Here is a 21,055-nt window from a genome sequence, read left to right as displayed (position 1 = left end):
GTTGTTTGAAGTTGTGTTTCTTCGGTAACTGCACCCGAATTGGTGCCTGCAATTACTGCTGTATCATTAGTGCCGTTAACAGTAATGCTGATTTGATGTGGCGTGCCATCAGCAGAATGCACAGTAATAACATCAGTGGCGGTTGCGCCTTGTCCTAATGCTTGTACCGTTGGATTGGTATTATCTAAATCGTAAGTCCAGCTGCCTGAATCAGTCAGGTGAAGTGTACCTAATGATCCCACAATATCAGTGTCCGAGAAGTGTGCTTCACCAGAATCTGTATCGGTAACGGTTAATGTTCCGGTAGTTTGAAGTTGTGTTTCTTCGGTAACTGCACCTGAATTTGTGCCAGCAATCACTGCTGTATCATTAGTGCCGTTAACAGTAATGCTGATTTGATGTGGCGTGCCATCAGCTGAGTTAACAGTAATTGTGTCTGTTGCCGTTTTACCTTGTCCTAATGCTTGTACTGTTGGATTGGTATTGTCTAAATCGTAAGTCCAGCTCCTGAATCAGTCAGGTGAAGTGTACCTAAAGTACCAACAATATCAGTACTTCCTGTGGACGAGGTAGAGAAGTGTGCTTCGCCAGTGTCAGTATCGGTAATAGTTAATAAACCAGAAGTTTGCAGTACAGACTCTTCCGTCACTTGACCAGTATTAGTTCCAGAAATTACAGCAGCATCATTGGTGCCATTGACCGTAACCGTGATTTGATGTGGCGTGCCATCAGCTGAGTTAACAGTAATTGTGTCTGTTGCCGTTTTACCTTGTCCTAATGCTTGCACCGTTGGATTGGTATTGTCTAAATCATACGTCCACGCACCTGAATCAGTCAGGTGAAGTGTACCTAATGATCCCACAATATCAGTGTCCGAGAAGTGTGCTTCACCAGAATCTGTATCCGTAACGGTTAATGTACCAGTTGTTTGAAGTTGTGTTTCTTCGGTAACTGCACCCGAATTGGTGCCTGCAATTACTGCTGTATCATTAGTGCCGTTAACAGTAATGCTGATTTGATGTGGCGTGCCATCAGCAGAATGCACAGTAATGACATCAGTAGCGGTTGCTCCTTTTCCTAATGCTTGTACCGTTGGATTGGTATTATCTAAATCGTAAGTCCAGCTGCCTGAATCAGTGAGGTGAAGTGTACCTAATGATCCTACAATATCAGTGTCCGAGAAGTGTGCTTCACCAGAATCTGTATCGGTAACGGTTAATGTGCCGGTAGTTTGAAGTTGAGACTCTTCTATCACCACACCTGAATTTGTGCCCGCAATCACCGCTTTATCGTTGGTGCCATTAATAGTTATAGACACTTGATGTGTTGTACCATCTGCCGATTGAACCGTGATCGTATCTGTAGCAGTTTTCCCTTGGCCTAATGCTTGAACGGTAGGGTTGGTATTATCCAAATCGTACGTCCACGAACCAGTATCCGTTAAGTGCAACGTACCTAACGTCCCAATTATGTTGGCATTTGAAAAATGCGCTTCACCAGTATCAACATCCGTTACAGTGAGTGTGCCCGAGACTTGAAGCTGAGACTCTTCCGTCACTGCACCTGAATCAGTGCCCGCAATCACCGCTTTATCGTTGGTGCCATTAATAGTTATAGACACTTGATGTGTTGTACCATCAGCCGATTGAACCGTAATGTTATCGGTAGCGGTTGCGCCTTTACCTAACGCTTGAACGGTAGGATTGGTGTTGTCCAGATCGTACGTCCATGCACCATTGTCTTGAAGGTGCAGGGTGCCTAATATCCCAACAATGTCGGTATTGGAGAAGTGTGCTTCTCCGCTATCGCTATCAGTAATTGATAAAGTGCCACTGGTTTGCAGTTGAGATTCTTCCGTCACGCTACCTGTATCTTCACCTGAGATACTTGCATTATCATCGACGCCACCAATCGACATTGACAATACTTGAGCGGAGCCATCAATAGTGTGTACTGTGAAGCTTTCTTGTAGCCCTGTTTGTTGGGTGAGAGCCTGAATGTTACTTTGGTTATTGTTGACGATATACTGCCAACGGCCTTGCTGATCGATAGTTAACGATCCATATTGTCCTTGAATGGTCTCTGCTTGCAAACCACTTTGATCATGGTCTGGATCCGTTACTTCAATTTTGCCTGACGATTTAAGTAATCCGTTACTGTCAACATTGGTATCTTCAATGAGTATGCCAGAGAAGTCTCCTGTGATGGAGGGCTTATCTTGTTGGCCACTAATAGGAATATCAACAATTAAAGTCGTACCATTTGACAGTTGTAAGGTAAAGGTATCTGTACTTGGTTGCTTATTTTGCAATTCAATATATGCAGGCGAATGAGGGTCAAGTACAAATGTATATTTACCCGATGCGTCTACCTCTAGTGTGCCATACTTTCCTGGAATCTTTTCAGCAAGGTAGCTGACAGGTTGTTGAGCCTGCGCAGAAGGTAGCAATAATGGTGTTGCAGGGGTTAAATCTGAAATCATTTGCGTTTGTTGGTCAGGGACATTTGTTGGCGGTAAATTTGAAATGCTAGTATGTGGATTTTGCAATAGTTGCGTAGCGATAGCGAAAGGGCTCGCTGATAAATAATGAGAGGAGTGTAATTGAGAATGAGTAGGTATGTTTCCTTGTTCAGTTACTTCGGCGTTGCTACTAGGCTGTTTTAAGCTATCGCTAGCTTCTGTATTTTCGATGATTATAGGTGTAGATGCATTACCTAGTTTTGTATCCTCGTTAATGCCAATTTGTTGTTTAGTTTCGCTAGATACAGCATTTACATTCTCAGCTGCCAACTGAAAAGAGGGTAAAATCAACATCAGTGAAGAGGGAATCGGAACATGGATATTGAGCTTTGAAAACAAATGTTTTTTCTTTGGCTCTTCTGCTTTCCGGTTCGTTTTGATAATTGGTTTATTGGGGGCTTTTGAGGATGTTGTTTTTAACGGTGTTGTATTTTTCATATCGTTCCACTTATCAAAAAGAATACTAAAATATAAGTTAAATACAACACTTGTATTATTACTAGAGATAAGCGCAATTTAACCATTAAAATTTAACTTTTGAGAGACTAACTGTGTTGTGGTCAAGTAAATTTGTCCACGGATTTGTAGTAATTCCAATATAATGTTTCTGCATTACTTGGAATTTGATAGATTTTTACTCAAGCTCAATATAATACTTTATCGGGTAAGGGGATACTTGACTGTGACTTCGGAGTTCCAAATGAAATTGTTGAATTTATAAATAGAAAGAGTCTATTAAAATAAAGAATCAATTTAATAGATATGAACTTGAAAAGTACCAGTAAATTGAAGCTATTTTAAATTCAGAATAATAGGGGCTGTGCATCATCTGTGCACTTTGAGAGCTAAATACAGCTAAACTTATGCAAGTGTATGGCGAACCTAATAGAACTTTAGGCAAGGCCATACAAGTGCAGGTAAGTAGATTCTAAGTATAAAAAGTCCCATCACAATAAAGCCATTGATCATGATCTTTCATAAAGTTTGAACGTTCATGGTGACATGAAAAGTCACCATCAACTAGATACCATGCTTTAAACTCAACAAACCCAGTGCTAGGCAAACTTTCTGTTTCAACTATTTGTAATTTTTTCCAGTCTAAACTTTTTTCTGAAAGCTGCTCAATGGTTAATGAACCTCTAAAATCGGGGTGGTAGGTATCAAAGAGGTATTCACCAAGTTGAAATACAAATGCGCTGTACCGAGAGCGCATTAATTGTTCGCAAGAAATGGGTTTTTGTTGCCGAGAGTGAAAAACAGCACAACATTTTGCGTAGGTGGAGCCACTGTTACAGGGGCAGGGGAGTTTATTTTTATCACTCATGGGAGTTCCAGTTTTGTTCAAAAGTATTCATGCATAAAAAAAGCGCTCAGTGAGCGCTTTAAAATTTTATCACAAATCTAAATTAGCATTTAGTTTTGTTGGTATGCATCGTTATGGATACCCGCAGCACGGCCCGATGGATCGGCGTTATTTTGGAAACTTTCGTCCCAAGCTAGCGCTTCAACGGTTGAACATGCAACTGACTTACCGTGTGGTACACATTCAGCTGCACTGTCTAGTGGGAAATGTTCAGCAAAGATACTGCGATAGAAGTAAGCTTCTTTAGTATCTGGCGTATTAATTGGGTATTTAAAGGCTGCACTTTCTAATTGCTGATCCGTTACTTGTGTTTCGATATGCTCTTTTAACGTATCAATCCAGTTGTAACCGACACCATCAGAGAATTGCTCTTTTTGACGCCATAGTACTTCATGCAACAATTTACCTTCAAAAGCTTCACGAAGAATATCTTTTTCAATGCGGCCATCTTTGATCATTTTAAGATCTGGGTTAGTACGCATTGCAACATCTAAGAACTCTTTGTCTAAGAATGGTACGCGTGCCTCTACACCCCATGCAGACATCGACTTATTAGCACGTAAACAGTCAAACATATGTAGCTTGCTAAGTTTACGGTTTAGCTCTTCATGGAACTCTTGTGCGTTAGGTGCTTTATGGAAGTATAAGTAACCACCAAATATTTCATCAGCACCTTCACCAGAAAGAACCATCTTGATACCCATTGCTTTAATTTTACGTGCCATTAAATACATTGGTGTTGATGCACGAATTGTTGTTACATCGTAGGTTTCAAGGTGGTATATCACCTCTTTAAGGGCATCAATACCATTTTGTTCAGTAAAGATAATAGGGTGGTGAACCGTGCCTAATTCATCAGCTACTTTTTGTGCTGCTGCTAAATCAGGTGAGCCTTCAAGACCGACAGAGAAAGAGTGAAGTTGTGGCCACCAAGCGCCAGATTGATCGTTATCTTCGATGCGCTGTTTTGCAAATTTTTGCGTGATTGCAGAGATAACGGAAGAATCAAGACCGCCTGAAAGTAGTACACCGTACGGCACATCACACATAAGTTGACGTTTTACTGATGCTTCTAGGGCTTCACCAATCTCAGCTGCGCTACCGCCGTTGTCTTTTACTGCATCATATTCCATCCAATCACGGATGTAGTACTTAGTGAGTTCGCCGATTTCACTATCTAGGTAATGACCTGGAGGGAACTCCTCTACTTTTACACACACTGGTGTCAGGGCTTTCATCTCTGATGCTACGTAGAAGTTACCGTGCTCATCCCAACCCATATAAAGTGGAATGATACCCATGTGATCACGACCAACAAGGTATTTATCTTTTTTGCTGTCATATAAACAGAATGCAAAGATACCATTTAGATCATCTAAGAACTGGTTGCCTTTCTCTTCGTACAAACCAAGAATAACTTCACAATCCGATTTAGTTTTGAACTCATAGCCACAGGTTAGTGTTGCTTCTAAATCTTTATGGTTATAAATCTCACCGTTTACCGCAAGAATATGTGTATTGTCTTGGTTGTATAGCGGTTGTGCACCTGTATTTACATCAACGATCGAAAGACGCTCATGAACTAGGATTGCTTTGTCGCTTGCATAAACACCTGACCAATCAGGGCCACGGTGACGTAATAATTTTGACATCTCTATTGCTTGCTTACGTAAAGCCGTAGGGTCGCTTTTAATGTCGAACACACCAAAAATTGAACACATATTGTTACCTTTATAGTTTCATTTCTATGACAGTTGTTAACCTAACTGCTACAAAAAATGAATTTGTTTTAATAATTGAGATGATTTTTACAGAATCAAGGTAAAAAGTCACACTAAATAGCGTTTACCAAGTCACAATTCCTCTGTTATAGCTGCATAATTCAAAGGATTCATAGCAATGTGTTATTTTTTTGTTAAATGTTATAGTTCTGGATCGACTTTATTAGCTTGAATTTTAGGTTGCAGCTCAGACCAAACATGACGAGCAAAACCAGAACCTGCCTCTTCATACATATTATAAACAGGACTTACGCCTAACTCATTAAGTTCCACTTCATCGCTTTTATAGTGGGCAAGGGCCGCCACTTTAAAGCTTGCACTATCAATTTTTTTTAGCTGTTCTGCTGCATAACGGTTACCGTTATGATCAGGCATCGCCAGTAAAATGAGTTTAATGTTGTCGGTCAGTTGTAATTTATTCCAAAAGTCGGAATCCAGCGCATCACCGGTTATTACACGTCGCCCTTGCTCACGATGTCTAAGCGTAGTTTGATGGTCATAGTCAATTCCCATAACTAGCTCACCATAGCTTATTTTAAGAGCATCGTATGCACCGGCACCAATGCGCCCCATCCCCATGACTAAAATTTGTGCATCTCCGACACGTACTGGCCTATCATCTTTATGTAAACGAGTAGATTGAAAGCGTTTTAATGTTAAGGTAAAACGACTGTAGATAGCGTCGGAGTACTTGTTTAGCACCGAGGCGATGATGAAACTTAATGAAACAGCAATCGCGGTGATAATTAACCAATCCTGTGATAACCAGCCTTTATAGGTTGCTAGTGATGCCACAATTAATCCGAATTCACTATAATTTGCCAATGAGAAAGCTGCAAATAGAGAGGTACGTGAACGTAGCTGGAATTTAGCAAGGGTTAAGAAGTACAGGGCAATTTTACCCACCAACAACAGCGAAAGGATAGCCGCTACAACCACGTGTTCGAGCTGCGGAAAACCACCTAAACCAATACTTAAGAAGAAACAGATTAAGAATAACTCTTTCATGTTAAACAGGGATTTAGCCATATCTTTTGCACTTGGATGTCCCGCGAGTAACATACCCGCTATTAAGGCACCTAAATCAGCCTTCATACCGACTGATTCAAATAAACCTGCGCCAATTACCAGCGCAAGGAAGAAACCGTACAAAACCAGAAGTTCGCCATGGCCAGCCCTATCTAATAGTTTAAAAAGTAATGGCCGGATAAGGGGCAGGGCAAATAAACCTAATGCCCAAATAGAGGGGATTTTTCCCACTGAAACGGTTAAAAATAGCACTGCAAAAATATCCTGCATGATCAAAATACCGATCGCAATACGCCCGTATAACGAGTTTGTTTCGCTTTTTTCTTCGAGTATTTTGACCGCAAAAACGGTACTGGAAAAGCTCAATGCAAAGGCAACCAACAATAAAGAACTTATCTCTAAATCAAGGAAGAAATAGATACCAAGTTGTTTCAGAAGGAATAACAAGCCAGCATAAAAGAGGATACTGGCAATAATGTGGATTGTTGCGCCCCCCCATACTTCAGTTTTAAACAGCGTGCGAATATCAAGTTTTAAACCAATCGAGAAAAGTAGGATAGTTACCCCTAAATTTGCCAAGGTGTTTAAGCCTTCCATTGCTTCAAAGCCGAAGTAGTTTAAAGCGAAACCTGCGAGCAAAAAACCAACCATTGGTGGTAAACCGGTGAAGTTAATGATCATGCCAAAGGTAAATGCTGTGCCAATAAAAAAGAGTAAAGTGGTATCCATTATTTCAACTTTTATAAATATATTTGCTTGATTTTATTGGAATCAGTAGGTCATTCCAACTGATTTGTTAAAAAAGGCTCGGATCAATCCGCGCGTCTGCTTTATCCTCAGCGGGGATAAATGTTTTATCACTTGATTGTTTTTTCTGAGCATCAAGTAATAATTTTTTTTGGGGTGATACATAACGAACATAAGTGGTGGTATCTGGCCATTCACGCCATATGGTAAGTTGTATTCCATCAGTAAGATTCCATTGATAACTCACTGCACCCTCAGCCTCTGTGCCTTTTTGGCTGTGAGGCTGGTCATATCGCTCGGCTAATTTATTTTTAACCTTACCAATGAGCTTGGGGTTACTGCGCCCTATAAAGGTGTATTCCGCGCTTACAAAGAAATCATCACGAGTGTAGGTGACCTTTAACTTGCTACTTCCTCTAATTACTGCTCCTGTAAAATAAGTGTCCGTCCAGAGATCAAGGTTTTCTTCAATCGGAACAATTTTTTGTTCTTTTATTTTTTCTCGAAGGGTTTCACGATCTGTGCAGGCAATATTAACGGAAAATAACTTAGTCGTAGCTGTATCATAGCAGTTTAAACGTGCACTGAGGACTTGATAGCGCTTAATGGCCCAAGGGAGTGTTGAACGTTGGTAAAGTGCTACTGCTTTTTGAAGGTCGACTTCAGTGCCTAAACCTTGCTCATAAAGATAAGCAAGTCGACCATGTGCACGTGAATACCCTAATTCAGAAGATAGTTTAAAATGCTGTAATGCTTTTTTGTAACTATGTTGAATTGACTGTTTTTTTTGTTTGTCTTCAATCCCTTCTTCATAAATTACAGCTAGTTGATAGTGCGCTAGCGCATGATTTTGATTCGCTGCTAGGGTATACCAATCGATCGCGCTACGAATATTTTTTTTTACGCCTTTGCCCTCTTTATGCAAGTTTCCAAGTTTAAATTGAGCACCACTATTACCTTTATTAGCGGCTGATCTATACCATTTAGCTGCGCGCTTAAAGTCTGTGTCACTGCCTTTACCAAGTTCATATAACTCAGCTAGCTTATAAGCTGCTGGTGCATATTGTTTAGTTGCAGATTGTAAATACAATGATTTGGCTTTTTTTAAATTTTTGTCTACACCACGGCCAAATTCATACATATGGCCTAGGTGGTATTGTCCGAGTGCATTGTCTTGTACGGCTGCCTTTTCATACCAGTTAATCGCTAATTTATAATTAATAGCAATACCTTTGCCAGATTGATAAATTTTACCCAGGTTAATTTGTGAGGTGATGTGCCCTTGCTGTGCCGCTTTGGTAAACCAGCGTAAGCTTTTTTGGTAGTCTTGTTGCTTATTATCGTTTTTTTGAAAGTAGACACCTAATTTAAATTGAGCAATGGCATCACCTTGGTTAGCCGCCTTAGTAAACCAAATTACCGCTTGTTGATCACTACGTTTTACACCAGTGCCATTTTGATACATGTTAGCTAGCACATATTGTGCTGCAACATCGCCTTGATTGGCCGCTTTGGTGTACCAAAATGCTGCCTGTTGATAGTTTTGTGGAACACCTTGGCCACTTTCAAACATCCAACCTAAGGTGTATTGTGCGGCAGGATCGCCTTTTTCTGCCAGCGGAGTCCAAAGTAAAATAGCACGTTTATAGTCACCTGCCTGTGCTGCTTCATAACCATCTGTGAAATCTGTTTGTGATAACGCCTCCACGCTAAATACGGTGGTGAGAAAAAACACAATTGGGCTGAGCTTATTAAGCGTGAACATCCAGTGTAGAAAGTATCCTAAAGTCAGTAATACGATAAAGTATAAGGCATTTTTTTTGAATAGGGCAATGCATTCGGAAGATGTTTAAGCACTACAAATTATTTGTGAGTAAACTCACGCTGTTATTGTTGTGTATAGGTTAACGCGTTATCGATATGTCACTTTTTGATTGGCTACAACAAAGCAATATTTCATTTTCTCGCAGGTAGGCCATCGGGTAAGTAATATAGTTTACTTGGCCACTGACTAAAGTGCATCGGCAGGCGCCACAATGCCCGTCGCGACAATGAAATTCTGCTTTAATTGCTTGAGACTCTAAGTTCTCAAGCAAGGTTTGCTGGCTATTTAACGGGTATTTTTTCCCATCAACGGTGAGGGTATGAGGCATATAACTTACAATTCAAAAGTACTTAAGTCTTCGCTGTCTACTTTACTATTAATCTGTCCGACAAGATAAGAGCTAATCTCTGCTTCTTGTGGAGCAACTTGTACGTTATCACTTACTAACCAATGGTTTATCCAAGGGATAGGGTTGGTGCTAACCGGGAAAGGTGCTTCGTAGCCGATAGCAACCATACGTTGGTTACTGATGTACTCTACGTATTGACATAAAATTTGTTCATTAAGGCCGATCATCGAGCCATCTTTGAACAAGTATTGTGCCCACTCTTTTTCCTGTTCAGCTGCTTGCATGAATATTTCACGTCCTTCGGCAAAACACTCAAGTGCAATTTCTGCCATTTCAGGATCATCTTTACCATCAGCCCACAGATTTAAAATTTGTTGTGTTGAGGTTAAATGAAGTGCTTCATCACGGGCAATCAGTTTAATGATTTTTGCATTACCTTCGAGTAAGTCTCGCTCTGCAAAGGCAAAGGAACACGCAAATGAAACATAAAAGCGAATCGCTTCTAGTGCATTAGTTGAACAGATACATAGGTATAGTTTCTTTTTAATGGCACGCAGTGTTAATGCTTCTTGTTTCCCTTCGATATTGTGGTAAGGAATAGTTTCTTGATCATCTAAACCATGTAGTTGCATATATTGCACTGAATGGATTAGTTCATCGTAATACCCTGAAATGTCAGTCGCACGCTTTTGGATTTCATCATTATTTACGATATCTTCAAACACTTCACCTGGATCCGTAAACAGGTTACGTAAAATATGCGTGTAACTACGGCTATGAATCGTTTCTGAAAATGCCCATGTTTCAATCCATGTTTCAAGCTCTGGCAACGAAACAATCGGTAATAACGCCATATTTGGGCTACGACCTTGAATTGAATCAAGCAGTGTTTGATATTTTAAATTAGAGATAAAAATATGCTGTTCATGATCTGGCAAATTCATAAAATCGATACGATCACGACTTACGTCGATCTCTTCTGGTCGCCAGAAGAAACTGAGTTGCTTCTCAATTAATTTTTCAAATACTTCAAATTTTTGTTGATCGTAACGTGCTACGTTGACCGGATTACCAAAAAACATTGGCTCTTTCATTGCGTCATTAGCAAGTTTTGAAAAAGTAGTGTAAGCCATTGAATACTCCAAAATATATCTATTATTGTTTGCTATTATCAGCTAGATTTTACACGCGCCACCGGCACACCCATCATCTTCCACTACTTTTTCATCATCCGCACCATCGCGCGTATTATGATAATACAGTGTTTTTACACCCATTTTATAAGCGACTAACAGGTCTCTTAGCAGGTTTGTCATTGGCACTTTATTATCATCGAAACGTTTTGGATCGTAATTGGTGTTAGCGGAAATCGCTTGGTCAACAAACTTCTGCATTAGTCCCACTAGCTCTAAGTAACCTTGGTTATTAGGGATATCCCACAATAACTCATAGTTTTCTTTGTACTTATCAAACTCAGGTACAACTTGTTTTAATATACCATCTTTACTCGCTTTAACACTAATGAAGCCACGTGGTGGCTCAATACCATTAGTTGCATTAGATATTTGACTTGATGTCTCTGATGGCATCAAAGCCGATAGCGTTGAGTTTCGCAGGCCGTGTTTAACGATGTCGCCACGTAGTGTTTCCCAATCAAGGTGCAGAGGCTCACTGTGGATATCATCGAGTGATTTTTTGTAATTATCGAGCGGTAAAATCCCTTGCGAATAACGTGTTTCATTGAACTTAGGACAAGCACCACGCTCAATCGCTAATTTATTAGACGCTTTTAATAGGTAGTATTGAATCGCTTCAAAGGTTTTGTGTGTTAAGTTGTTAGCACTACCATCTGAATATTTAACGCCATTTTTCGCTAAGTAGTAAGCGTAGTTGATAACCCCTATACCTAAAGTACGACGAGCCATTGAGCTGTTTTCAGCTGCTTTAATTGGATAATCTTGGTAATCAAGTAGATTATCAAGGGCACGTACTGCTAATTCAGATAACTCTTCTAGTTCATCTAAATTTTCAATTGCGCCTAAATTAAGTGCTGATAATGTACATAGCGCTATCTCACCCTCTTCATCCATAATATGCTGTAAAGGTTTTGTTGGTAGCGCAATTTCTAAACACAGGTTACTTTGACGAATAGGGGCAACTTTACTGTCAAAAGGACTGTGTGTATTACAATGATCAACATTTTGAATGTAGATACGACCGGTACTCGCACGCTCTTGCATGAGTAATGAGAATAATTCAACGGCTGGAATACTACTTTGACGAATTGACTCATCACCTTCGTAGAGATGGTATAAGCGCTCAAATTCATCTTGGTCTTCAAAAAAGGCATCGTATAATCCAGGTACATCGGATGGACTGAACAGAGTTATCTCTTTTTTGTCGATAAGGCGTTGGTAAAATAAACGTCCTAATTGCACACCATAATCAAGATGACGAACACGGTTAGAGTCGATACCACGGTTGTTTTTAAGTACTAATAAAGACTCAACTTCTAAGTGCCAAATTGGATAGAAAACAGTGGCCGCACCACCACGCACCCCACCTTGTGAACAAGACTTTACCGCGGTTTGGAAATATTTATAAAAAGGAATACAACCAGTATGGAATGCTTCACCGCCACGGATGGTACTACCCAGTGCGCGAATACGGCCGGCATTAATCCCAATACCTGCACGTTGTGATACATATTTAACAATTGAGCTTGCCGTTGCATTGATAGAATCTAAGCTATCGCCAGTTTCAATTAATACACATGAGCTAAATTGACGTGTCGGAGTACGTACGCCAGACATGATCGGCGTCGGTAATGAAATTTTGAACTGTGATGTCGCATCATAAAAACGTTTTACATAATCAAGACGCACTGATTTATCATAATCGGAGAATAAACACGCTGATACTAACAGGTACAAAAACTGCGCACTTTCGTAAATATCACCAGTAACACGATTTTGAATCAGGTATTTACCTTCAAGTTGTTTGACCGCGCCGTATGAGAAGTTTAAGTCTCGGTTGTGATCGATGAATTTCTCCATCTCCTCAAACTCTTGTTTACTGTAATCCTCTAAAAGGTGTGCATCATACTTTCCTTTAGAGACCATTTTACTCACATGCTCAAAGACACTCGGTGGTGTAAAGCGTTGGTAGGCTTTTTTACGCAGGTGGAAAACGGCTAAGTGAGCTGCCAAATATTGGTAATCAGGGGATTCTTCAGAAATCAGATCGGCAGCTGCTTTGATAATTGTTTCATGTATATCGTCAGTGCGGATACCATCATAAAATTGAATATGAGAGTTTAACTCTACCTGTGAAACTGAAACGTTATTAAGACCTTCGGCCGCCCAAGTGATGACGCGGTGAATTTTTTCGAGATCAATACTTTCTCTTTTGCCATTACGTTTAGTAACAAACAGGTTTTTATTCATTCTGATTACCTTTTAAGGGGTGAATTACAACTATGTAACAAATTAAGTGTTGTTCGTAAATTGTGTGATTTGTTTAATTTAAACACAACATATAGTGTTGCATTAAATAAGGAGGCACAAGATAACGCTTTTAAACTTTTTTTCAAGCTAATAATTTTCAACTTGGCGTGGATAATTTTGTGGATAAATTACGTATAAAAAAAGATGTTGGTGGTTGCTAACATTTTCGCTTACGTCAGCTATGTTTGTAATAAAATGCAAACACTATTTGGAAAATAATTACGCACCAATATCATTATTTAAAAAAGAATAGGCAAATACCATAAATTCTATTTAGTTCATGTTTTGGTGATTAATTGTAAATTTTGGCATTAATTATGCCGTTAATTATTGGACTGTGTATTTTTTAGTTGTTCTGAAAACTTCATTGTGTGACTGCACATAAATCAACACAAACCTATCCAGTCAACTTTGCATGCTAACTAGATTGATTTAGATCAAGGCTACTGTAGAAAATTTACGCTTTTATGGTAATTAATAAGGTTAATGAAATGTTAATCAGTTAAGTGACTATCGTTACATAATATTATTGAGGAGCGTATGATGAAATTGTTAATGGAAGATAAATGTTATACTGATATCTGCCTACATGGGAAATGGTTTCACCACGATCATGGCGAAACCAGCGCTTATATGCTGGGCTCTCGTCAAACCTTTGAACTTGGTTTTATGCCAACTACCGACGAAGAGCTTGAAGCTTGTCTTGAGCCGATTGCGAAAAGTCAGCTACTTTCTTAACGCGCTTTAGTTTATGTTAGTCGTTTGCGCTAATACCTGTTGGCAATAGGCGATTATATTATCTGTCAATTCACTAATTAACCTGCCCGATAGTTGCCAACACTGCCAATAGAGTGGCACATAGAAAATCTGATCGGGCATTATATTGACCAGTTGGCCACTTTTTAAGTGTTCTTCAATTTGTAACTTTGCATTAAGGCTATATGCTCCATCGGCCAGTGTAAGGTCAACAAAAGCCTGTGAAGAGCGGACCGTATGACAAGGGTATTGTCCCGCTTGTAAAGAAAAGTTATCAGCAAGAAATTTAAGGTGGATATCATCATGCTGATCAAAGATAATCGCAGGCGCTTGCTGAAAGCTAACTTGGTTGAAGCCTTGACTAAAATAACGATCGATAAATTTAGGCGTGGCGACACACACATATTCCATAAACCCTAAAAAATGACTTTCCCCGCCACTCATCGGCTTTTGTTTACTGGTCACACAGGCTAGCACTTCACCATTAGAGAGTCGCTCCCAAGTCCGAGATTCATCCTCAACAAAAAGGTTTAATGCGACTTGCTGTGCTTGTAGCAGAGGAGCTAACGCGGAAACAAACCATGTTGCAAGGCTATCTGCGTTTACGGCAAGCGGAAGAGACTGGCGTTGTTTGGTATTTTTTAATTGAACCTCAAGCTCAGATTCCAACTGTAAAACACGTTGATAATGGCCTAAAAGTTTTTGACCTAAAGTCGTCGCTTTAATAGGGTGGCTTCTAATCAATAAGGCCTGACCATGATGGCTTTCAAGTAATTTTATACGTTGTGATATGGCCGATTGAGAAATGTGCAGCTGTTTTGCCGCTTTATCAAAGCTTTGTGTTTTTAAAATAGCATCGAGTGCCGCTAAGAGCTTGTAGTCTTGCATCACTTTCCTTAGTGGGTGTTATCGATCATTAGCTAGGCTAATGAAGCATTAATATTATTAGTTTTATTTAATCGTGTTTGGCCGATATAGTCTACTTAAATAGATAAGGAGAGATGATGTTAGTTAGCTATTTCACAGGATTTACCCTCATGGCAACACTGATCATGCCGATCGGGTTGCAAAATGCTTTTGTATTAAATCAGGGGATACGCAAACAGCATCATCTGTTTGTTGCTACTTTTTGTAGCTTGGCCGATGTGCTTTTTATGTGTATCGGTGTGTGGGGAGGCGCAACCCTATTTAGTCTTTACCCATGGTTATTGATTACTATTACGCTATTAGGTGCTTTGTTTATGATGGTTTATGGTTGGCAATGTTTACAACGTGCTAGAAAAGGTGAGGGAAGTATAGAAACGGATAATAAGCAACGCAGTTTTAAGATGATTGTGCTCGCTTGTTGTGCATTTACCTTTTTAAATCCACACGTGTATATCGATACTATTGTTATTTTAGGTGGTTTTGCGGCTAATTTACTGGTGGAAGAGCGTCCCTATTTTGTATTGGGGGGGATTAGTGCTTCGTTTACTTGGTTTTTTGGGTTAGCTTTAATTGGGGCCAAATTTGCACATGTTTTAAGTAGTAGTAGAGCGCAACGTATTATTGATGCGTTAATCGGGTTGATGATGTGGGGACTGGCGATTTATCTGTTATTAAATTTGGATTTTTAACAGGATCCTGTTTCCTGCGGTGAATAGCAATGCAATAACAGGGCTCAGGTGTTATTGCATCCGTTGAGGTTTATTATTTTATAGCAGTGTAAAAACTCACATCCGCTTCTTCTGTCTGTGGATCATAATGATGATAAAACTCAAAACAAGGGCGTTCATCAATCGCTAGATCGGCTTCTATAATTTGTGACATTAATTTTTCCCAGCAACGACGATATTGCTTTTTATCAGTAATGTTTTCACGAATTGAGCTATATCGCCCAGCGGGTAGGGGCTGTATCTCAATTCCTTGTGTGACTTGTGTCCCTTCAGGTACGCTAATACAAATATCTGTTCTGCATTTTTCTGCTGGTGTGATTTCAGGATTATCATGATAGATAAAAAGTGACTCTCCCTGTTCAAAAGAGTGTAATGCAGCCCATTGATAAAGTTTTCCTATTGCTTGTTGGTATCCTTCGCCATAAGGGCCTGTAACACGGATATAAGCGAGTAATTTATTGTTTATCGTTTCAATTTTCATAGTGATTGCTTCCTGTTGTTGATCACATTGATAAGCATAGCGACCTTCATCGTGATTGGCGTTTCCATTATTGTGTAGCAGGTGGCCAATCTTGCTTTTTTGTAATAATGCTCGGTAATCTGTTGGCGTGGTGCAGTTTCTTATTTGAGAAGCGCTCAATCCAAAGTACTGACGAATTGCTTTCGCAAAACTTTGCGAGCTTGAAAAACCAAGTGTCAGTGCTATCTCTGTAATGCTCTGTTGGGTATAAAAAAGTTGTTGTGCAGCATATTCGAGTTTTAAGCGTCTAAGGTATCCTGCGAGTGTTTCGCCACTGACCACTTTGAAAATACGGTGAAAGTGATAGGGTGACAAATAAGCTTTTTCTGCAACCATCTGCAGGTTTAATGGCTCTTTAAAATTCGCCTCTAAATAACGAAACACCGGTTTAAGTTTTTGCTGATAGTTGGTTTTTTTATTTTCCATAGTTGATGCTCAAAGGAAAGTGTTAAATAAAGATAATGATTTATGGGTAACGCCCAATATAACTATTTAAGATAAGCAAGGCGTGTCAATTATTGCTTTTCCCTATATTTTTTACCTATAGTGCACTAATGATATAGTGAGTAATAATTTACTCGTATGATTAAGGTAGCGTTTTATGACCACCACGGCCGATGCTGATAGCATTATAGAGCACCAGCATTTCAAAATTTATAAACCCTATGGGTTTTTAAGCCAGTTTGTACAAGAACAACGTAAAAAGAAAAAGCTATTAGGTGAGCTCGGTGATTTTCCTGAAAAAATAATGGCGATCGGCCGCTTAGATCATGATTCAGAAGGACTGTTGTTGCTGACTACCGATGGCATGATGAGTTATGAAGTAAGAAGTAAAGGCATTGAAAAAGAATATTACGTACAAGTCGATGGCGCTATTACCGAGGAAGCGTTATTACAGCTACAACAGGGCGTTGAAATCACCGTTAACGGGAGTAAGTATTTAACCTTACCCTGCCACGTCAAGCAGTTAGTTGCTGAGCCTGAGTTACCGAGTCGTGGTCGTAAAATACGCGATGCGAGGCATGGCCCCACCAGTTGGATCTCAATTACCCTCACTGAAGGTAAAAACCGTCAAATTAGAAAGATGACAGCTGCAGTTGGTTTTGCAACATTAAGGCTGGTTCGCGTTCGCATTGCTGATATTACTATCGAAGGGATGTTATCTGGAGAAGTGCTGGTATTGAATAACTTGAATGAATCCGTATCGCCTTTTTAATTCTTTTGGTATTAAAAGCGCGTTTTTTTGTAACGCGCTTTTAATCATCTTATACGCGTTTGACACAACGTAACATGTAATTCACATCAACATTTTTAGTGATCTCAAATCCACCGCTAAAAGGGCTAAACTCAACGCCACAAAGATGCTCACATTTCAGCGTGGTTTTATCGATATCTGCCAATAATAGAGAGGGACGAATAAACTTCTCATATTCATGGGTGCCCTTAGGAACCCATTGTAATAGATGTTCAGCCCCTAAGATCATCATCAAATAGGCTTTAAACGTTTTATTAATGGTGGAGAAATACACTGTGCCACCCGGCTTGACCATGTCGCAACATGCTTTGATGATAGAAGCAGGATCAGGCACATGCTCTAACATCTCCATGCAAGTCACCACATCAAACTGCTCTGGGTGATCATTGGCAAACTGTTCAGCGGTTATTTTTTGGTAATCAAGTTTTGTTTGTGTTTCTAGTGCATGCAGGCGCGCTATTTGCAGTGAAGCGTGGGCCATATCAATACCTATCACCTCCGCGCCTTGAATCGCCATGCTCTCTGCTAAAATACCGCCACCACAACCCACATCAACGACACGTTTTGCAAATAACCCCTCAACACCCTGCTCAATGTAATCAAGGCGAGTTGGGTTTAGCATATGTAGTGGTTTGAAATCCCCCTCTAAGTCCCACCATTGCTCAGCCATTGCGGAAAATTTTTCAATCTCTTTTTGGTCAACATTATCGTTAAAAGCATCATTTTGCATTGTGTTTGTATCTACAGACATAAATTTTGGTACCCAATAAACAAGTTAATAACGAGTATACCGATCACCCTAAAATTTAGAAATTGATTTATTTCGCATTTTAAGGCGTTTTTAGCTTTTTTGTTCTGGTTAAATAATAACCGTAAAAGTGATAAGTGTGCTTATTTGCGCCATAATGCGACGCTAAGGCGATTTTAATCGTAAAAGAGGCATGATAGTAGTTGCTTTTGTGTTAGACTGCTTCACCCTAAAAATTTGAGGATTTCTATCTCTATGAGCGAATTTGCATCTGACGTTTCTCCAATTAACATTGAAGACGAATTAAAAAACTCTTATCTCGAATATGCAATGAGCGTAATTGTTGGGCGTGCTCTGCCTGACGTACGCGATGGCTTAAAGCCTGTTCATCGCCGTGTTTTATTTGCGATGAATATTCTACGCAATGATTGGAATAAACCTTATAAAAAATCAGCACGTGTTGTTGGTGATGTAATTGGTAAATATCACCCACACGGTGATACGGCTGTTTACGATACAATTGTACGCATGGCGCAAGACTTCTCAATGCGTTACATGTTGATCGATGGTCAAGGTAACTTCGGTTCTGTCGATGGCGATAGTGCTGCTGCGATGCGTTATACGGAAATTCGTATGGACAAAATTGCCCACGAATTATTGGCAGACCTTGATAAAGAAACCGTTGATTATGTACCTAACTATGATGGTACAGAGCTTATTCCTGAAGTGATGCCAACAAAGATTCCGAACCTATTAGTAAATGGTTCATCGGGTATCGCGGTTGGTATGGCGACGAATATTCCACCACATAACTTAGGTGAAGTGATCGATGGTTGTTTAGCATTAATCGCCAATAAAGAGATCACCGTTGAAGAGCTGATCGAATTTATTCCCGGTCCAGATTTCCCAACCTGCGGTATCATCAATGGCCGTAAAGGTATTATCGATGCTTACAAAACCGGCCGTGGAAAATTAAAGATTCGTGCTAAAGCGGATATCGAAGTGAATGAAAAAACTGGTCGTGAAACGATCGTGGTCCATGAGCTTCCATACCAAGTAAACAAAGCACGCCTCATTGAAAAAATTGCGGAATTTGTAAAAGATAAAAAATTGGAAGGCATCAGTGCCCTACGCGATGAGTCGGATAAAGACGGTATGCGTATGGTGGTTGAAGTGAAACGTGGTGAAGTGGGTGAGGTGGTATTAAATAACCTTTATGCACAGACACAGATGCAGGTTTCATTTGGTATTAATGCCGTTGCATTAGACCATGGTCAACCGAAACTATTTAACCTAAAAGAGATGCTGGAAGCGTTTATTCGTCACCGTCGTGAAGTGGTAACACGTCGTACGGTATTTGAATTGCGTAAAGCGCGTGATCGTGCCCACCTGTTAGAAGGTCTTGCGATCTCACTGGCAAATATTGAAGAGATCATTGAACTGATTCGTCGTTCTCCGACGTCTGTTGAAGCAAAAGCCGCATTGCAAGCACAGGGCTGGAAGTTAGGTAATGTTGCTGCCATGTTAGAAGCTGCTGGTGTTGATGTTGCTCGACCTGATGCGTTACCTGCTGAATATGGTATGCGTGATGAACTGTACTACATGACAGAAGTACAGGCACAAGCAATTCTGGATATGCGTTTACACAAGCTTACCGGTCTTGAGCACGAGAAAATATTAAATGAATACCAAGAGCTTATCGACCTGATCACAGGTTTAATCTTTATTCTTGAAAATCCAGCGCGTTTAATGGAAGTGATTAAAGAAGAGCTTGAAGAGATCCGCACTAACTTTGGTGATAAACGTCGTACAGAGATCACTGCAAGTGAAGCTGACCTGTGTATGGAAGATTTAATCAACGAAGAAGATGTTGTTGTGACGCTTTCTCACGAAGGTTACGTGAAATACCAACCATTAACCGATTACGAAGCACAGCGACGTGGCGGTAAAGGTAAGTCAGCGACATCGATGAAAGATGAAGACTTTATTGAGAAGCTATTAGTGGCAAGTACCCACGATACGATTTTATGTTTCTCAACACGTGGCCGTTTGTACTGGCTGAAAACATTCCAATTACCGTTGGCTTCTCGTCAAGCGCGTGGTCGTCCGATTGTCAACATTTTGCCGCTTGAAGAGGGCGAACGTATTACAGCAATTCTACCGGTACGTGATTACGAAGATGACAAGTTTGTCTTTATGGCAACGGCAAATGGTACCGTGAAGAAAACGGCATTAAGTGCTTACAGTCGTCCGCGTGCAAGTGGTCTGATTGCCATTAACCTAAATGATGATAACGAGCTAATTGGTGCACAAATCACCAATGGTGAGAATGAGATCATGATCTTCTCGGATGCCGGTAAAGTTGTACGCTTTAAAGAAGCGGAAGAAACACCGGCTGTTGATGAAGAGGGCAATCCAATTCTTGATGAAAATGGCGTGCAAGAGATCAAATTCAAAGGTGTACGCCCAATGGGTCGTACTGCAACCGGTGTTCGTGGTATTAAGTTGAAAGAGGGTGAGAAAGTGGTTTCACTGATCATTCCAAATGAAACTGGCCATATTCTGACTGCGACTGAAAATGGATACGGTAAACGTACTCCTCTTGAAGATTACGCATCGAAAAGTCGTGCAACACAAGGTGTTATCTCAATCAAAGTGAGTGAGCGTAACGGTAAAGTGGTTGGTGCGGTGCAGGTTGATGAAAATGATGAAATCATGCTTATCTCTAACCGTGGCACGCTGGTTCGTACTCCGGTAAGTGGTGTTTCAATTGTTGGACGTAACACACAGGGTGTAACGTTAATTAAGACTCGTGAAGATGAAAAAATCGTCGCGTTACAACGTATTGAAGAGATCAAAGAGCAACCTAACTACGAATCACAAGAGGAAGGCGATACTGAGCAATCGGTAGAGTCTGCAGCTCAAGAGCAGGCAACAGAAGCAAATGCTGATGAATCGCCTGTTGATTCAGTAGAATAAACATCATTTATTATAAAATAA

The 21,055-nt window shown here is 40.1% G+C and carries 16 protein-coding genes; 4 read left to right on the top strand and 12 right to left on the bottom strand.

What is annotated here, in order from left to right:
• The 9 genes from CW745_RS16780 to nrdA all read right to left on the bottom strand — a co-directional run.
• A partial coding sequence (locus CW745_RS16780; protein WP_238596747.1) for a VCBS domain-containing protein occupies window positions 1-359 on the bottom strand: 359 nt, incomplete at its 3' end.
• A gap of 128 nt (window positions 360-487) precedes the next feature.
• Entirely contained in the window at window positions 488-2,959 is a 2,472-nt protein-coding gene (locus CW745_RS07835; protein WP_202973173.1) for a VCBS domain-containing protein, read from the bottom strand.
• A 490-nt stretch (window positions 2,960-3,449) separates the two neighbouring features.
• Entirely contained in the window at window positions 3,450-3,845 is a 396-nt protein-coding gene (locus CW745_RS07830) for a YchJ family metal-binding protein (RefSeq protein WP_101108095.1), read from the bottom strand.
• A gap of 89 nt (window positions 3,846-3,934) precedes the next feature.
• The gene (gene asnB / locus CW745_RS07825; RefSeq protein WP_101108094.1) at window positions 3,935-5,605 is read right to left on the bottom strand and encodes an asparagine synthase B; all 1,671 of its coding nucleotides are present in this window, start codon (window positions 5,603-5,605) and stop codon (window positions 3,935-3,937) included.
• A gap of 201 nt (window positions 5,606-5,806) precedes the next feature.
• Window positions 5,807-7,423, bottom strand: a complete 1,617-nt coding sequence (locus tag CW745_RS07820; protein ID WP_101108093.1) for a cation:proton antiporter — start codon at window positions 7,421-7,423, stop codon at window positions 5,807-5,809.
• Window positions 7,424-7,490: 67 nt separating this feature from the next.
• Entirely contained in the window at window positions 7,491-9,206 is a 1,716-nt protein-coding gene (locus CW745_RS07815) for an SEL1-like repeat protein (RefSeq protein ID WP_101108092.1), read from the bottom strand.
• Between the two features lie 139 nt (window positions 9,207-9,345).
• Entirely contained in the window at window positions 9,346-9,594 is a 249-nt protein-coding gene (gene yfaE / locus CW745_RS07810; RefSeq protein WP_101108091.1) for a class I ribonucleotide reductase maintenance protein YfaE, read from the bottom strand.
• Between the two features lie 5 nt (window positions 9,595-9,599).
• Complete coding sequence (nrdB, locus tag CW745_RS07805; RefSeq protein WP_101108090.1) at window positions 9,600-10,748, bottom strand: class Ia ribonucleoside-diphosphate reductase subunit beta; 1,149 nt, start codon at window positions 10,746-10,748, stop codon at window positions 9,600-9,602.
• Between the two features lie 42 nt (window positions 10,749-10,790).
• On the bottom strand, window positions 10,791-13,061 hold the full coding sequence (gene nrdA / locus CW745_RS07800) for a class 1a ribonucleoside-diphosphate reductase subunit alpha (RefSeq protein ID WP_101108089.1): 2,271 nt from the start codon (window positions 13,059-13,061) through the stop codon (window positions 10,791-10,793).
• Between the two features lie 600 nt (window positions 13,062-13,661).
• On the opposite strand from nrdA, the gene CW745_RS07795 reads away from it, so the two are divergent.
• Window positions 13,662-13,859 (top strand): hypothetical protein, encoded by a 198-nt coding sequence (locus CW745_RS07795; RefSeq protein ID WP_343226079.1) that lies wholly within the window; start codon window positions 13,662-13,664, stop codon window positions 13,857-13,859.
• 6 nt (window positions 13,860-13,865) lie between these two features.
• On the opposite strand, the gene CW745_RS07790 is transcribed toward CW745_RS07795, so the two are convergent.
• Complete coding sequence (locus tag CW745_RS07790; RefSeq protein WP_101108087.1) at window positions 13,866-14,765, bottom strand: LysR family transcriptional regulator ArgP; 900 nt, start codon at window positions 14,763-14,765, stop codon at window positions 13,866-13,868.
• Window positions 14,766-14,914: 149 nt separating this feature from the next.
• Here CW745_RS07790 and CW745_RS07785 point away from each other — a divergent pair, with 149 nt between their 5' ends.
• A complete protein-coding gene (locus CW745_RS07785; RefSeq protein WP_193755561.1) occupies window positions 14,915-15,493 on the top strand; it encodes a LysE/ArgO family amino acid transporter in 579 nt (192 codons plus the stop codon).
• Window positions 15,494-15,566: 73 nt separating this feature from the next.
• Here the strand turns inward: CW745_RS07785 and CW745_RS07780 are convergent, their stop codons facing one another.
• Window positions 15,567-16,478 (bottom strand): GyrI-like domain-containing protein, encoded by a 912-nt coding sequence (locus CW745_RS07780; protein WP_101108085.1) that lies wholly within the window; start codon window positions 16,476-16,478, stop codon window positions 15,567-15,569.
• A 175-nt stretch (window positions 16,479-16,653) separates the two neighbouring features.
• Between CW745_RS07780 and CW745_RS07775 the strand changes: the two genes are divergently transcribed.
• Window positions 16,654-17,268 carry a pseudouridine synthase gene (locus tag CW745_RS07775; protein ID WP_101108084.1) on the top strand — a complete coding sequence of 205 codons (615 nt, stop codon included), beginning with the start codon at window positions 16,654-16,656 and terminating at the stop codon, window positions 17,266-17,268.
• Window positions 17,269-17,317: 49 nt separating this feature from the next.
• Here CW745_RS07775 and ubiG read toward each other — a convergent pair whose 3' ends face one another.
• Entirely contained in the window at window positions 17,318-18,058 is a 741-nt protein-coding gene (gene ubiG / locus CW745_RS07770; protein WP_101108083.1) for a bifunctional 2-polyprenyl-6-hydroxyphenol methylase/3-demethylubiquinol 3-O-methyltransferase UbiG, read from the bottom strand.
• A gap of 252 nt (window positions 18,059-18,310) precedes the next feature.
• On the opposite strand from ubiG, the gene gyrA reads away from it, so the two are divergent.
• A complete protein-coding gene (gyrA, locus tag CW745_RS07765; RefSeq protein ID WP_101108082.1) occupies window positions 18,311-21,034 on the top strand; it encodes a DNA topoisomerase (ATP-hydrolyzing) subunit A in 2,724 nt (907 codons plus the stop codon).
• Window positions 21,035-21,055: the final 21 nt, after the last annotated feature.

The sequence above is a fragment of the Psychromonas sp. psych-6C06 genome (assembly GCF_002835465.1).
Taxonomy (GTDB): Bacteria; Pseudomonadota; Gammaproteobacteria; order Enterobacterales; family Psychromonadaceae; genus Psychromonas.
Note: the sequence above shows the minus strand (reverse complement) of the source record. Positions and strands in the feature narration are given on the sequence as shown.